The 14393-nt window shown below is 62.1% G+C and carries 11 protein-coding genes and 3 tRNA genes; 8 read left to right on the top strand and 6 right to left on the bottom strand.

What is annotated here, in order from left to right; all coding sequences use genetic code 11:
- Positions 1 to 365 precede the first annotated feature (365 nt).
- Positions 366 to 716, top strand: coding sequence for a hypothetical protein (locus LGH83_RS04410; RefSeq protein WP_227400768.1), 351 nt, complete (start codon positions 366 to 368; stop codon positions 714 to 716).
- 467 nt (positions 717 to 1183) lie between these two features.
- Positions 1184 to 2806, top strand: a complete 1623-nt coding sequence (locus LGH83_RS04405) for a recombinase family protein (RefSeq protein ID WP_227401731.1) — start codon at positions 1184 to 1186, stop codon at positions 2804 to 2806.
- Here LGH83_RS04405 and LGH83_RS04400 read toward each other — a convergent pair.
- The 4 genes from LGH83_RS04400 to LGH83_RS04385 all read right to left on the bottom strand — a co-directional run bounded on the left by LGH83_RS04400 (position 2763) and on the right by LGH83_RS04385 (position 5109).
- Positions 2763 to 2839: transfer RNA gene (locus LGH83_RS04400), tRNA-Met, on the bottom strand. The two genes, LGH83_RS04405 and LGH83_RS04400, sit on opposite strands and share 44 nt — an antisense overlap.
- A gap of 129 nt (positions 2840 to 2968) precedes the next feature.
- Positions 2969 to 3373, bottom strand: a complete 405-nt coding sequence (locus tag LGH83_RS04395; protein WP_227400767.1) for an acyl-CoA thioesterase — start codon at positions 3371 to 3373, stop codon at positions 2969 to 2971.
- Positions 3374 to 3409: 36 nt separating this feature from the next.
- Positions 3410 to 4891 (bottom strand): cryptochrome/photolyase family protein, encoded by a 1482-nt coding sequence (locus LGH83_RS04390; RefSeq protein ID WP_227400766.1) that lies wholly within the window; start codon positions 4889 to 4891, stop codon positions 3410 to 3412.
- A gap of 142 nt (positions 4892 to 5033) precedes the next feature.
- Positions 5034 to 5109: transfer RNA gene (locus LGH83_RS04385), tRNA-Asn, on the bottom strand.
- A 185-nt stretch (positions 5110 to 5294) separates the two neighbouring features.
- Between LGH83_RS04385 and LGH83_RS04380 the strand changes: the two genes are divergently transcribed.
- Positions 5295 to 5368 (top strand) — tRNA-Cys (locus LGH83_RS04380).
- A gap of 33 nt (positions 5369 to 5401) precedes the next feature.
- Here the strand turns inward: LGH83_RS04380 and LGH83_RS04375 are convergent.
- Complete coding sequence (locus tag LGH83_RS04375; protein WP_227400765.1) at positions 5402 to 6310, bottom strand: EcsC family protein; 909 nt, start codon at positions 6308 to 6310, stop codon at positions 5402 to 5404.
- A 199-nt stretch (positions 6311 to 6509) separates the two neighbouring features.
- Between LGH83_RS04375 and LGH83_RS04370 the strand changes: the two genes are divergently transcribed.
- Positions 6510 to 7064 (top strand): hypothetical protein, encoded by a 555-nt coding sequence (locus tag LGH83_RS04370; RefSeq protein ID WP_227400764.1) that lies wholly within the window; start codon positions 6510 to 6512, stop codon positions 7062 to 7064.
- Positions 7065 to 7091: 27 nt separating this feature from the next.
- Here LGH83_RS04370 and LGH83_RS04365 read toward each other — a convergent pair whose 3' ends face one another.
- Entirely contained in the window at positions 7092 to 7661 is a 570-nt protein-coding gene (locus LGH83_RS04365; RefSeq protein WP_227400763.1) for a DUF4337 family protein, read from the bottom strand.
- 179 nt (positions 7662 to 7840) lie between these two features.
- Here LGH83_RS04365 and LGH83_RS04360 point away from each other — a divergent pair, with 179 nt between their 5' ends.
- From LGH83_RS04360 to LGH83_RS04345, 4 genes are all read left to right on the top strand, one after another.
- Complete coding sequence (locus tag LGH83_RS04360; RefSeq protein WP_227400762.1) at positions 7841 to 8554, top strand: protein-L-isoaspartate O-methyltransferase family protein; 714 nt, start codon at positions 7841 to 7843, stop codon at positions 8552 to 8554.
- A gap of 275 nt (positions 8555 to 8829) precedes the next feature.
- On the top strand, positions 8830 to 10260 hold the full coding sequence (locus tag LGH83_RS04355) for a TolC family outer membrane protein (protein ID WP_227400761.1): 1431 nt from the start codon (positions 8830 to 8832) through the stop codon (positions 10258 to 10260).
- A gap of 338 nt (positions 10261 to 10598) precedes the next feature.
- The gene (locus LGH83_RS04350; RefSeq protein WP_227400760.1) at positions 10599 to 11342 is read left to right on the top strand and encodes a DUF2497 domain-containing protein; all 744 of its coding nucleotides are present in this window, start codon (positions 10599 to 10601) and stop codon (positions 11340 to 11342) included.
- A gap of 12 nt (positions 11343 to 11354) precedes the next feature.
- The gene (locus LGH83_RS04345; protein WP_227400759.1) at positions 11355 to 14066 is read left to right on the top strand and encodes a valine--tRNA ligase; all 2712 of its coding nucleotides are present in this window, start codon (positions 11355 to 11357) and stop codon (positions 14064 to 14066) included.
- Positions 14067 to 14393 lie beyond the last annotated feature (327 nt).

Here is a 14393-nt window from a genome sequence, read left to right as displayed (position 1 = left end):
TAACCATCGCCTCGCCCGAAGCTGCAGTGATGCTGCGCACGGCCGCATTGTTCGACGAGTGCGCAACCGACGTGGCGAGGGCCGGCGATGACTGAGCCAATCGCTCTGACCTTTACCCGCATCATCCTGGCCTTCGACGCCCATCAATCCGCGGGGCGACCGAAGCACGCGGCACGGCTCAATCGCAAGGCGCTTCGCGTGGCGACGCCCAGTCGAATGTGGACGTTTGGTCGCCATTGGCTTGCTCGACGAAGCCGGTCGACTCACTCTCGCAAGTGTCTGTCTGCTCAAGGACTTTGCTGGAAGAGGAACTCGAAAACGCCATCGCGACTCAGGAGTACGCGAAACACATTGGGGGTCGGCGGATGACGATCATCGACTTGAACGAAGCCCGGTTCGTTCGTGCTCAGGCCGCAGAAGTCGCCCGCTCTTATCTCGGCAACACAGCTGACATTCACGTTGAGGCGGCCCGGGCCATTGCCGAAGTCGCGTACACGGTCGCGGAGCGGATCTTCACGAGACTGCCTGACCTCGGCCGCTGCATGAACCGCTGGTTTTTGCGCAAGCTCCTCCGAGAGGTTCGGGCAACCTATCGCCGGACGATCAAAGACGATGAAAGGCGCGCTCTCATGACCCAGTACGGCGTCGTGATCAGCACGGATGCCTTCACGGCCCGACTCATCGAACTCCATCATCCGGAAGGGAAGCCAGTATGACGGTCCTCGCTTTTCCGGCTCGACCACGGCCGGTGCCGACGCCTGTTGATCCGCCGGCGCCTGTCGATCCGCAGCACGATCAGCGAATCATCGATTTCTACATCGTCCAGGGCAAACAGCTGGCCGAATTGGTGGCTCCGATCATCGCGCCGTTCTACCCGTGCGAGGCGAAGCTCGAACAAGACATCAAGGGGGCGTTTCTACGGTGGAGGGCCGCCGAAATCAGGGTAAAACACAGTGAAGATGTCGCCGGTTTGGGGCTCGCCCTGGCTGTCCTCATCGAGACCTTCACGATCCGGATGATCGAGCTGCAATACGGGATTTACCCTGACGGAGGTCAGGCACAGTGAAACTGTCCCCGTGCCGCCCCATACACCCTGATCTCCTACGCTTCGTCCAGCACCTTGCGATTGCGGACGCGAGGCGTGATCATCAACTCGCGAAAGGCCAACGCCACGAGGATCCCGATGCCGCGCGCAGCGCTCTACGCCAGGTTTTCCACAGACCTGCAAAACGAGAAGTCGACCGAAGATCAGATTGAGCTCTGCCGCATCTACTGCGCCCGGGAACGGCTGACTCCCGTCGTCGTTTTCGAGGATAAGGCTCGGAGTGGCGCATCGATCTTCGGGCGCGACGGCCTCATTGACCTCATGGCGCAGGCGAAAGCCAAAGCGTTCGACGTCGTGGTAGTTGAAGCGCTCGACCGCCTGTCCCGCGACATGGAAGATCTGGCCGGCATACACAAGCGGCTGTCGTTTGCCGGCATCGAGCTGCGGGCCGTGCACGACGGCAAGGCCGACACCGTCATGGTCGGACTGCGCGGCCTCGTTGGGCAGCTGTTCCGGGAGGACGGAGCAAAGAAGGTCCGTCGCGGCATGGCGGGCGTGATCCGCGACGGACGGCATGCCGGCGGCCGCGCATACGGTTACCGACCAGTGCCCGGCAGCCGCGGCGAACTCGCCATCGTTGAGCACGAAGCTTCCATCGTTCGTCGCATCTTCAGCGATTATGTCGGTGGCCGAACGCCTCGAGAAATTGCCGGTGCCCTGAACCACGAGGGCATCGATCCGCCGAGGGGAGAAAAGTGGAACGCCTCCACGATCAACGGGAACGCCGCGCGCGGTAGCGGCATCATCTTCAACGAGCTCTATGCAGGTCAGATCGTCTGGAACAAAGTCCGAATGATCAAAGACCCGGACACTGGCAGACGCTTGTCACGGGCCAACATGGAGGACGATCGAGCACGCGCCGATGCGCCGCAGCTCAGGATCGTTAATGATGATGTTTGGACTGCCGCTCAGGCTATCAAGGCCGAGCGTAGGCATCTTTCGGCACCCATGGCTCGCCGACCGCGCCACCTGCTTTCAGGCTTTCTGAGATGCGGGACCTGCGGATCCGGTATGTCGATGCACGATCGGGACACCAGCGGGCGCATCAGGATCAGATGCTCGACGGTCCGAGAGAGTGGTGCTTGCACGAATACCAGCAGACTTCGCCTTGAACGCGTCGAGACGGCCGTGCTGGACGGGCTGCGGACCCACATGGCGGACCCTGCGCTGATCAAGGCGTATGTGACGACCTACAACACCGAGCGACAAGCGCGGGCCAGCGAAGCTGTGCGGAACCGGTCCAAGATCGAAGCCCGGCTTGCCGAGGCGCAGCGCGAGCTTGATCGCGCAATCCAGAATCTCATCAAGGGCCGACTGAGCGAGGATGAGGCCGACAAGGTGCTGCCCGAGCTCCGGCAGGAAAGAGACGCCTTCAAGGCCACTCTGCAGGCCTGCGAGGACGCTCCGAAGCTGATCGCGCTGCATCCGGCCGCCATGGCCCAATATGTCGCTACGATTGATGCCTTGGGTAAGACCCTTGCGGATCACGCTCACGCCACTGACGACAGGGGCGATTTGGTGGCTCACTTTCGAGCCCTGATCCAGACAGTGGTGATCTACGTAACACCCGGATCTAAGGAGGTCCGAATCGAGCTAAAGGGCAAACTGGCCGCCATTATCGGTGGCGAGCCCTTCCCCGAGAAAGTGGGGGGATCGTTGGTAGCGGAGGAGGGACTCGAACCCCCGACACGCGGATTATGATTCCGCTGCTCTAACCAGCTGAGCTACCCCGCCGCGTCTGGGCCAAAGGCCCAAAGCACGGCGGATATAATGAGGGTCGCGGCGGAGTGTCAACAGTCCATTGAGACGCGGGACACGAATGCTCCGCAATCGCCGTTTTGGCCCTGTCCTCGCGATGCGGCGCTAGACCATGACGGTGGGATCGAGCCCCGGGACAGTCCGTGGCCGTCGCTCGGCGTCGATGGCCACGAAGGTGAAAGTGGCCTGCGTGACGAGGCCGGTCTCCTCCGAATCGCGGCTGCGACGCCAGGCCTGCACGTGGATCGTCATCGACGTGCGACCGACCGATTCCACCTCGGCGTAAAAACTAACCTCGTCGCCGACCAGCACGGGACGATGAAAGGTCATCCGATCCACCGCCACGGTGGCGCAACGACCTCGCGCGCGGCGCGCGGCCGCATTTCCGGCCGCGAGGTCCATTTGAGCCATCAGCCATCCGCCGAAAATGTCCCCGGCTGGGTTCGTACCGGCCGGCATGGCGATCACGCGGACATGGGGCTGGTGAAGGGGAAGCAAAGGATCGGACATCGGAGAAGCATAAACGCTCCCGCTCCGTCTTCAAGGTCACGCTTCCGCTTGCTCCGCTTGACGCATGTCGGCGAGAGCCGCGAGCGCTCGCAAACGGGCCGTGTCATGGTCGACGATCGGCTGCGGATAGGTTTTGCCCAACGTGATGCCGGCTGCAGCCAGAATATCCCGCGGTGCCGCCCAGGGCGTGTGGATCCATCGGGCCGGCAATCGCGCCAGCTCCGGGACGAAACTGCGGACATAATCGCCGTCCGGATCGAACTTCTCGCCCTGCAACGTCGGATTGAAGATGCGGAAATAGGGTGCCGCATCGGCGCCAGACCCCGCCACCCACTGCCAGTTGAACGGGTTGCTGGCCGGATCAGCATCGCACAGCGTATCCCAGAACCACTGTTCGCCGAGCCGCCAGTCGAGCAACAGATGTTTGACCAGGAACGAGGCCGTGATCATCCGAACCCGGTTGTGCATCACACCGGTCTTCCACAATTGCCGCATTCCGGCGTCGACGATCGGATAGCCAGTCTGTCCCGTCTGCCAAGCGCGCAGATGTGTCGGCGACGCCTTCGCATAGGGAAACTTCTCGAAAGCCGAATTGAAGGGCTTGTTCGCGAGATCGGGATGGCTCGTCAGCAGCAGATAGGCAAAATCTCGCCAGATGACCTCCGAGACGAATTTCTCCACTTGCTCGCCGCTGGCGGTTCCGTCCGCTCCAGCGTGGCGGGCCAACATCACGATCTGACGCGGTGAAATTTCGCCGAACCGAAGATGGGGTGACAGGCGCGACGAGGCGGGCAGGGCCGGGCGATTGCGGTCTTCCCCATAGCGCCGCAGCCCACCTTCGAGAAATCCATGCAGCAGCTTTTGGGCCTGCGGCTCCCCGGGTTGCCACGTGTCGCGCAAGCCGGCGGACCAGTCCGGCGCGGTTGGCAACAGGCCAAGGCCCTCGAGGCTCGTCTCGCCTGGAAGCTCGAGCGGCCCGTCATGCGCCGTGATGGTCTTCGGCGCGGCAAGGGGGGGGCCGGGAGGGCCAAGCGCCAGAGATGCACGCAGGAAAGGCGTATAGACCTTGAATGAGCCTCCGGCCTTGGGCGTGACCTCGCCCGGCTCATGCAGCAACGTGCCGTTGAACGTCTTGGTCTCGATCTCCATGCTTTGAAGGCGGGTCGTCACGGCTTTGTCGACAGCGCGCTCGGCTTGCCCATAGCGGCGATTCCAGACGCAAGCCACGGCTCCACTTGCGGCCGCGATCGCCGGAATAATCTCAGCCGCCGCGCCCGTCACGATGTGAAAGGGGCAACCGACCGAAGTCAGTCGCTCCGCGAGGCTCGCGAGCGAATGATGCAGCCACCACCGAGACGCGCCACCGAGCGCGCGTAGCCCTTCCGATCGCTCGTCCCATAGATAGATCGGCAGCACGGAGCCGCGACTCGCCGCTTCATAAAACGCAGGGTTGTCGCTAAGACGAAGATCGTCCCGAAACCACATGAGCGTCAGCGTGGTGCTTGTGTTCTTGGCCATACCGATCCCATTTCACCGCGCCGTGCACGGCTCTCCCCGACTTATGGGGCGCATGCGGGGAAAGGAAAGGGCGGCTTCGCTTGGAGATCCATCGCAGCATCAATCGGCGGTGGATCTGTTTCGAGCGAGAGTGAAGCCTCGTTGGCTCCCCGAGCAGGGCTCGAACCTGCGACAATTCGATTAACAGTCGAATGCTCTACCAGCTGAGCTATCGGGGAACGTCGGGGCTGCATAACAACCCTGGGCCGGAATGCAAAGGTTTTTTTGCTTTCAAAGCATCAACCTTGTGGGCGGGCATCGATGGTCAGCTTACCCGCCGCGCCATGACGCAATCGGCTTGCCGAACGCATCGAACCGCTTTAAGAGCGACGTTGTTGACGAGGCGTTCGCGCTGACGTCACGAGGCCTCGTGGCGGAGTGGTCACGCAGAGGACTGCAAATCCTTGCACCCCGGTTCGATTCCGGGCGAGGCCTCCAATCGGCGCAACACCCTTCTTTGCCTTAGCGCCCTCAGCTTTTCTTTCGCAGGTCGGTCAACAGCTGCAAGGGCGCGCGGCCCGCGTCGCTGCCGCCGGTTTGCTTGTCGCGCAACGCTTGGCGCATGCGGGTGAAAATATCCTGAACCGGCTCCTCGCCATAACGACGCTCCAGCCGCCGTACGGTGAAATGCGCTTGCGCCAGAGCCTGGAAGTGATCCGCGAAGGCGGCATTGACGGCCGCGCCCGTGAGAGCACCGAGCACTGGGACCGCCTGGGCCATCGCCTTCTGGCCGACGATGATCCCGAATCGGGCTGCGATCTGGGTCAGAAGCTTGACCATGACGGGAGCGGTCTCGTCCGCCACCCCGCGCTTAATCATGAACCGGGCTGCCTCGGAGACGGATTTGGCCAAGAGCGCCCGCATCGCGAGATAGCCGCTCTCGCCAGCCGGCCCGGTCTCGCCGCCGCTGCCAAGCGCGAAGACCTCCAGACAGGCCAGCCGTGCCTCCGGCTGCGTCAGATCCTCACCTTCGCTGCGGGCGATATCGGCGATCGAGCGCAGCATGATCGTGGTCGAAATTGGAAGTTCGACCGGCAACGACATCAGTCCAAGCGTCCCGCCTGCCGCGCCCGATAGGGCCGCATAAGCCATATGGGCCCGGTTTGAGGGGGTGGTTCTACCGGTTGCGGAAAGTGACTTTACGGCCGCGCGGAGAGCAACGCGCAGCGCCGCCATCGTGGCGCGGTTGGCAACCGCCAGAACGGGCTCCGGCACGAATTGCGCCGCGAGATCGACCTGTCGCCCAAGGACTGAACTGAATCGGGCCGCGAGGCTCGAATGTTCAAGGGTCGCGACCGCTTTACGAAGCGCATCGAGATCTGCCTCGTCGAACTCCGTCAGATCCGTCTCGGGCGGTAGAATATCGATATCGGTCACCATGAAATCAGCGTCCTTTTCCCACGATGGAAGGCGCGACCGGAGGTGCGGCAGCCTTCACGCCAAACATCATATCGAGACTGCAACGCACGAGCGTCCCGGATTGACGAAATCGGCCGTTTCTAACAGGGTAAGGCTGGCCGCAAGCGACACCTGAGGGCGATGTTCGCCCGACTGTCGCGGGTCGACGCGAGGAAACATCATGGCTCGTTCAACAACAGCAAAAACCTTGTCGGGCTTAATCGCGGCCGCCGCAATCCTGGGATTGAGCGCCTTCGGCAGCGACCCGGCTTCGGCCCAGTCGGTCATGCAGCAATGCGGCCAGCAATATCAGGCCGCCAAGGCCGCCAACACGTTGGGCGGGATGACCTGGAACCAGTTCCGGGCCGATTGTTCGGCCAAACTCAAGGCCCAGCCTGCCTCCGCTTCGGTGACGCCCGCGGCCGCAACCCCCGCAGCACCGCCGCCAACGGCCGCCGCCGCCAACCCGCTCAAACCCGCGCCGACCGTGCCGCCCGTCGCTGCGGCTCCTGCGCCCGCGCCGATGGCAGCTCCCGCCACCACCACGGCCAGCGCACCCGCCGCCACCCCGGTCAAGGCTCAATCGGCAGGCCGCACGGCTTTCGTGGCGCGCGAGCGGCAATGCGGCACCGAGTGGAAGGCCAACAAGGTCGCGCTCAAAGCACAGACCCCAGGGATCACCTGGCCGAAATACCTCAGCCAGTGCAACACGCGCCTGAAGGCTGCCGGTCAATAGTCTCAACCGGCGACATCGGCGGCACGATCAGAGATAGGCGTAGATCGCCAGGATCGCGCCGAGCGCACCGAGCGCCATGGCGCCATGCCAGGGCCAGCGTTTGCCGCGCATGATGATCGCGATCGTGGCGATCGCGATCGACACATGGAGAAACGTGACGGCGGCTGTCAGTGTGTGATGGCGATGCTCGTGAGTGTTGCTCTCCTCGAGCTTGGCATCGCGCTCTTTCTCGAGCCCCTCTGCCTTCGACTTGACCTCGCCGCTGTCGCTTTCATATTGGCGTGCCTTTTTGACGTAATCGGCCTGCCGCCCGGCGTCGCTCTGCGCCGCGGCCGCAAGATCATACATGTTCTTCTTGATGCTCTGAGCCTGGAAGAAGCCCCAGGTGTCGGTCGCCTTGTTCTGCAACAACACGGATTCGTTCTTGTCCGTGATGGCTTTGCCGCTTTCTATCGTCTCGAAGCTGCCGATCGTTGCGGCGATCACGGCGAGAACCGCGATCGTGACCGAGACGACTGCCAGGAAGGGGTCGCCGCTATGAGCCGCGTGCTCGGCGTGTTCTGCATGCTCGAGATGTTCGGTCGGCGAATCGCTCATGGACTATCCTTCGGTGCCGACGGGCACGCGCCGTGATCATGCCGAATAGGATCAGACTTGGGCAGGTGGCCCGTTGTGTTTTTTTGCGCCCTGTGAGACATCCGCGTCGGCTGCGACCGCGGGTTCGACCATGCTGGTCCTGTCAATATGATTGAGCTCAACGGCGGAAGGCGAACGGCATGGCGCAGGATGAGGTCGCACGGGCGGAGCGCGTATCGCACGACCTGAGACGCGTCATGGTGGATAATCAGGTCCGCACCTTCGATGTAACGGACCAGCGCGTGCTGGAAGCGTTTTACCTCATTCCGCGCGACAAGTTCCTGCCGGCCGACCTTCAATCGCTCGCTTACTCGGATGCGCAGATCGCGCTGAAGCCATCAGAGGCCAATGCGGAAAGCCGCGTTCTCCTGCCGCCGATGTTTCTCGCCAAGCTGATGCAGGGCGCCACGATCGACATCAACGATCGGGTTCTGCTTGTCGCAAGCGCGACCGGTTATGCGGCCGCGATTTTGGCCGAACTCACGACCTCGGTCGTGGCTCTCGAATCCGATGCTGCAATGTCGGCCACGGCAGCCGCCAATCTTCTGGCCTTGGGATTGTCGAACGTGACATGCGTGACCGGACCCTTGACCAAGGGCCACGCCGAGGGCGCGCCCTATGATCTGATTCTGATCGATGGCGCAGTCGAGTGCAATCTCGATACGCTCTTCGCTCAACTCGCCCCAAAGGGCCGTTTGCTGACGATCGAAACGATGTCGAGCGGCGCCACGCGGCGGTCCGGTAAGGCGACACGGTTCGACAATGTCGGCGGCGAGATGAGCGCGAGAGCTCTGTTTGACGCGACCGTTCCGGTCTTGCCTGAATTTCGCGACGCGCCGCGCTTCAGCTTTTAGGTCTGCGGCGTCGCATGCCAGATCCGGGCGTCGGTTTCGGTGCTCGATCGCGGCCGGTTGTTCCACCATTAAGGCAGCCAGGTGTCGTATTTTTGCGGCAGCTTCCATTTTTGCCGCAGTTGCTCTCCGAGAAGTCGCACACCCGGTTTCGAATGGTTTAAGCTCACGGCGAAGCGCCGTCGGCGGGAATCGAATTCCATCCGGGAGCGTGCGGAAACGCATTGTCTCCGGAAGCCCGTGCGACCGGATGCTTACGCGTGAGCCAAGGTTTGAGCATGTTGTTCAAGAGATCCAAACAATCCGGAACGGTCCGGTTCGAGACGACAGTCGCGTTTTCCGCGGTGCTCTTCGCCGCTGGACTGTCGGCCCCCGCCAGCGCAGAATCGCTCAATAGTTTTTTGACGAAGGCCTACGTCAACAACCCACAACTCAATGCCCAGCGGGCGGGCACACGAGCATCTGACGAGAACGTTCCTCTCGCAAACTCCGGCTACTTGCCTAAGGTGAGCGGAACCGGAAGCGTCGGCTTCACACATTCGGATGCAGGTGTGGCGGGTCTCGCGGCTGGCGCGAATTCCTCGCTCGCCGGCGTAAACGATACGGTCCCGCGAGGCGTTGGCCTCACTGTGACGCAGACCGTGTTCGATGGTTTCAAGACACCGAACTCCATTAGACAGGCGGAGTCGAATGTGTTCGGGTCGCGCGAGACCTTGCGGAACACCGAGCAAAGCGTTTTGCAGAGCGCCGCGCAGTCCTATATGGACGTGTTGCGCGACACGGCGGTCTTGGATCTGCGATCGAGCAACATCAAGGTCTTGGATGAACAACTGCGCCAGACGCAGGATCGGTTCAAGGTCGGTGAAGTGACGCGAACCGATGTGGCCCAGGCGGAAGCCGGTCTCGCCGGCTCCCGCGCCGACTTCTACACCGCACAGTCCAACCTGCAGAATTCGATCGCGAGCTTCCGGCAGGTGGTCGGCGTTCAGCCGACGCGCCTCGAGCCTGCGCGTCCGCTCGAGCGCGGGCTGCCGCCGACGTTGGCGACCGCGATCAACATCTCCCAGGTCGAGCATCCATCTGTCCAGGCTGCGCTGCATCAGGTCGATGCGGCGGCCTTGCAGGTGAAGATTGCCGAAGGCGCGCTCTTTCCGACCGTCAGTGTTCAAGGATCGCTTTCGCAGGAATATGACGTCAGCAATATTCCGGGTAGCCATGCCTTTGTTGGCGCGGTCGTGGGGTCGGTCAGCATTCCGCTGTATGAGGGCGGTGCCGATTACGCGACGATCCGCCAAGCGAAAGAGACTCTGACCCAGTCGCGTTTGCTGGCCGACGTTCAACGCGAAAACGTCCGAGCCGCCGTCATCTCGGCTTGGGGACTGCTGGAATCCTCAAAGGCGACCGTGACCTCGGATCAAGCGTCGGTCAACGCATCGGAAATCGCGCTGAACGGCGTTCGCGAGGAAGCTCGTGTCGGCCAACGCACCACTCTCGACGTGCTCAACGCTCAGCAGACCTTGTTGAACTCGCGCGTCGCGCTCGTCGGCGCGCAGCGCGATCGCGTCGTCGCCTCTTACGCCGTGCTCGCCACGATCGGTCGCCTCTCGACGACCCTGCTTGGTCTTAACGTCAAGCAATATAACCCCGTGGTGCATTTCGAGCAGGTCAAGGACAAGTGGTACGGCATGCGGACGCCCGACGGAAAATAACGGCGGACGCCCGCCGCTTCGCTGAAATAAAACGGTGGGACGGAAGTGTTGAGGCCCGCAAGAGCTTGTTGCCGCGGTACGGCGGGGTTAATTCTTCGTTACAGCGATCAACGCCGGCGCGGCGGTCGACAATTCCCACCAGTGATCCGATGCTTGCCGTCAACGGGGGTGTTGGAGCAGCGTAGAAAGCGTCAAAGTCCATGAGCGCGGTTAACGCACCTCTTCCGCAGTCAAACGACGCTTATGCCGAGCCGCGCTCGGCGGAACCTTCCATGGAGGATATTCTCGCCTCCATCCGGCGGATTATCGCCGATGATCAATCGAGGAACGCGGCGTCGATGTCCGCATCCTTCCGAAAACAAACCGGACCGGTTCCGCCCGTCGAGCAGGAAGCAAGGCCGCTTCCGACGACCGAGCCGGTCGTCGGCGAGGCGGTCTCTCCAGTCCTGCAAGGCTCCTACGCCCAGCCGCATTTGAATGTGCCGCCCGCTCCGGCGCTGGACGAGGCGACGACGGCGTCCCTGGTCGATCGCATCGCCGACGAGGCCGTATCGTCGATCCTGCGACCGCGGTTCAGTTCGCAAGCCGAGTCGACGCCTGAGGATTTGGCGGCGAATTGGGATGCCTCGACCGAGACTGTCGACGCGCAACCCTCGGACCTTGATTCAAGCGCCGTTCCAGAAGCGTCGATCGAGTCGCCGGCCCCCTCAGCGCCTGCCGAGCCTTTCGTTGGTGCGTCGACAGCGTCCCATTTTGCACGTGAGGTCGACAACGCCGCCTTGGTCGAGCCCGACCGCGAGCAGGAGAACCTCATGGCCTCGCTTCAAGGCAATCGTGCACCCTCCGTTGAGCCTGAGACCCTGGTTTCTCCCGAAGCAGGCGCGACGGTCGGTTCGGCCTTCCAAACTCTCGCGACATCGGTCGTTTTGCAGAATTCCGACACAATCGAGAAACTCACCCGAGAGATGCTGCGTCCCTTGCTGAAGTCGTGGCTGGACGATCATCTTCCTGCGCTCGTCGAGCGCCTCGTTCGGCAAGAAATCGAACGATTGGCTCGTGGCGGACGTCCCTCGAACAACTAAGTCAGAAGCATAATGGATAAGACCTTCGATCCGGCCGCGGTCGAAATACGAACACGTGAAGCCTGGGAGGCGGCAGACGCTTTTGCGTCAGGCCGACCAGATCGCGCCGGCGCGGCGCCTTATAGCATCATGATGCCGCCCCCGAACGTGACGGGGTCGCTCCATATCGGCCATGCGCTCAACCATACGCTACAGGACGTGCTGGCCCGCTTCGAGCGGATGCGCGGCAAGGACGTGTTGTGGCAACCGGGCATGGACCATGCCGGTATCGCGACCCAGATGGTCGTCGAGCGCCAGCTTGCCGAGCGGCAGATGCCCGATCGGCGGACAATGGGACGCGAGGCCTTCATCGAGCGTGTGTGGGCCTGGAAGGACGAGTCGGGCGGCCAGATCGTCGATCAGCTCAAGCGTCTTGGTGCCTCCTGCGACTGGTCTCGCACGCGGTTCACGATGGATGAGGGGCTAAGCGAGGCCGTCGTCCAGGTGTTCGTCAAACTATATCGCGACGGGCTCATCTATAAAGACAAACGTCTCGTCAATTGGGATCCGAAATTTCTGACGGCCGTGTCGGATATTGAGGTTCTGGCGGTCGAGACCCGCGGCTCCCTGTGGCATTTCAACTATCCCATCGAGGGGCAAGACGGTCGTTTCATCACGGTTGCGACGACGCGACCCGAGACGTTGCTGGGCGATAGCGCGGTTGCGGTTCATCCGGATGATGAGCGCTATCGCGATCTCATCGGTCAATTTGCCGTCCTGCCGCTCGTCGGGCGCCGTATTCCGATCGTGGCTGATGACTATGCGGACCCGGAAAAGGGATCCGGCGCGGTCAAGATTACGCCGGCGCATGACTTTAATGATTTCGAAGTCGGAAAGCGCCATTCGTTACGCCTTATCAATATTTTGGATGCGGAAGCTCGTTTAACGCTGGACCGCAACGACGCGTTTCTGCTCGATCTCGTCGCCTCCGTCGATCTATCGGCCGTGATGGAGCTGCATGGTCTCGACAGATTTGCGGCGCGGAAGCGGATCGTCGCGATGATGGAGGAGCGCGGGCTGCTCGTCGCGATCGAGCCGCATGTTCATGCCGTGCCGCATGGTGATCGGTCGAACGTGGTGATCGAGCCGTGGTTGACGGATCAATGGTATGTCGATGCGAAGACGCTTGCGGCGCCGGCACTCGAGGCTGTGCGGGACGGCCGGACGGTGTTCGTGCCGAAGACTTGGGAAAAAACCTATTTCGAGTGGTTGGACAACATCCAGCCCTGGTGTGTGTCGCGGCAACTCTGGTGGGGTCACCGCATCCCGGCTTGGTATGGCCCAGACAACCACGTCTTCGTCGCCGCCACCGAGGCCGAGGCGCAGATCGAGGCCGTCTCGGTCTATGGCGACACGGTCGAATTGCGGCGCGACGAGGATGTGCTCGACACATGGTTCTCGTCGGCGTTGTGGCCGTTTTCGACCCTCGGTTGGCCGCAGTCGACGCCCGAACTCTCCCGTTACTATCCCACGTCGACGCTGGTGACCGGATTCGACATCATCTTCTTCTGGGTTGCCCGTATGATGATGATGGGTCTGCATTTTACCGGCGAGGTTCCCTTTAAAGACGTCTACATGCACGCGCTCGTCCGGGACGAGAAGGGCGCGAAGATGTCGAAATCGAAGGGCAACGTCATCGACCCGCTGCGGCTCATCGATCAGTTCGGTGCGGATGCGTTGCGCTTCACCTTGGTGGCGATGGCGGCACAGGGCCGCGACATCAAATTGGCGACCGCGCGGGTCGAGGGCTATCGCAATTTTGCGACCAAGCTGTGGAACGCCGCGCGCTTTGCCGAAATGAACGGCTGCGAGCGGGTCGCGGGTTTCGACCCCAAGGCGCTGCGCGAGCCGCTCAATCGCTGGATCATCGACGAGGCCAGCAAAGCCGCCGCCGACGTGACGACCGCTCTCGAGGCGTATCGGTTCAACGATGCCGCGGCAGTGGTCTATCGATTCGTCTGGAACCTCTACTGCGATTGGTATCTTGAGCTCGCCAAGCCGCTTCTGACCGGGCCCGATGGCGACGCAAAAGCCGAAACGCGGGCGACGACAGCCTTCGTGCTCGATCACATTTTGACGATGCTCCACCCGTTCATGCCGTTCATCACGGAAGAGCTTTGGGCCATCAAAGGCCAACAGGGCCCGGCGCGCTCGGCCCTGTTGGCTCTCACCGCATGGCCGACGCAAACGCCTGACTCGGATGCCGATGCGGCCTCGGCCGAAATCGGCTGGATCATCGACCTGATCTCGGAAATTCGATCGGTTCGGTCCGAGTTGAACGTTCCGGCCGGCGCGCAAATTCCGTTGCATCTGCTCGATGCCGAGGCAAGTGCGATCGACCGTCTAGGCCGGTGGGAGGAGACGTTAAAGCGCCTGGCTCGCCTGTCGGAGATCGTGAGCGTCGCGGCCGCGGATCAAGGCTCGGTGCAGATCGTCGTTGCTGGATTGACCGCCGTCATGCCGCTCGGGGCCGTGATCGACATCGCGGCCGAGCGTCATCGCCTCCGCAAGGACGTCGCCAAGATCGAGGCCGAGGTGGCCAAAATCGAGGCCAAGCTTGGCAATGCGGATTTCGTCGAGCGGGCTCCCGAAGAAGTGATCGAAGAAAACCGTGAGCGACGCGCCGAGGCTCTGGCGCGTGCCGATAAGCTCCGCAACGCCATCGATCGCTTAAGCGAATCTTGAACCGCTTCGGCGCGATGCGAGAGCGCATCGCGCCCATTTCGCCGTCGCATTTTGGATAGGCGAAAGGCGTCGCATGTGCTCGAATTTGCGGGCGGTGCGCTCTTGATGTGACTCTCGGGCAGCATGAACACGGCATAAATGTCGCTTTTGGGCAACAGCCGTTGTTCATCTTGATAGGGTCGTTTTGCAACTCTATTAGCGCCGCGATTGCGCCATAAACCTCCCGCTAATTTCGATCAATTACAAGCGGGCAACTGCTCGGGTTATGGCAACGCCTTCAATTGCTTGGCTTGCCCGCCGCAGCGTCTCTTGAATTGCTCCGATGGG

Source organism: Lichenihabitans sp. PAMC28606, from assembly GCF_020616535.1.
GTDB lineage: Bacteria > Pseudomonadota > Alphaproteobacteria > Rhizobiales > Beijerinckiaceae > Lichenihabitans > Lichenihabitans psoromatis.
Note: the sequence above shows the minus strand (reverse complement) of the source record. Positions and strands in the feature narration are given on the sequence as shown.

Bases quoted from the DNA above. Each gene is read 5' to 3' on its own strand.
- LGH83_RS04345 (WP_227400759.1), top strand. From the start codon at position 11,355: ATGGATAAGACCTTCGATCCGGCCGCGGTCGAAATACGAACACGTGAA.
- LGH83_RS04405 (WP_227401731.1), top strand. From the start codon at position 1,184: ATGCCGCGCGCAGCGCTCTACGCCAGGTTTTCCACAGACCTGCAAAAC.
- LGH83_RS04410 (WP_227400768.1), top strand. From the start codon at position 366: ATGACGATCATCGACTTGAACGAAGCCCGGTTCGTTCGTGCTCAGGCC.
- LGH83_RS04360 (WP_227400762.1), top strand. From the start codon at position 7,841: ATGGCGCAGGATGAGGTCGCACGGGCGGAGCGCGTATCGCACGACCTG.
- LGH83_RS04365 (WP_227400763.1), bottom strand. From the start codon at position 7,661: ATGAGCGATTCGCCGACCGAACATCTCGAGCATGCAGAACACGCCGAG.
- LGH83_RS04375 (WP_227400765.1), bottom strand. From the start codon at position 6,310: ATGGTGACCGATATCGATATTCTACCGCCCGAGACGGATCTGACGGAG.
- LGH83_RS04370 (WP_227400764.1), top strand. From the start codon at position 6,510: ATGGCTCGTTCAACAACAGCAAAAACCTTGTCGGGCTTAATCGCGGCC.
- LGH83_RS04390 (WP_227400766.1), bottom strand. From the start codon at position 4,891: ATGGCCAAGAACACAAGCACCACGCTGACGCTCATGTGGTTTCGGGAC.
- LGH83_RS04355 (WP_227400761.1), top strand. From the start codon at position 8,830: ATGTTGTTCAAGAGATCCAAACAATCCGGAACGGTCCGGTTCGAGACG.
- LGH83_RS04395 (WP_227400767.1), bottom strand. From the start codon at position 3,373: ATGTCCGATCCTTTGCTTCCCCTTCACCAGCCCCATGTCCGCGTGATC.
- LGH83_RS04350 (WP_227400760.1), top strand. From the start codon at position 10,599: ATGTCCGCATCCTTCCGAAAACAAACCGGACCGGTTCCGCCCGTCGAG.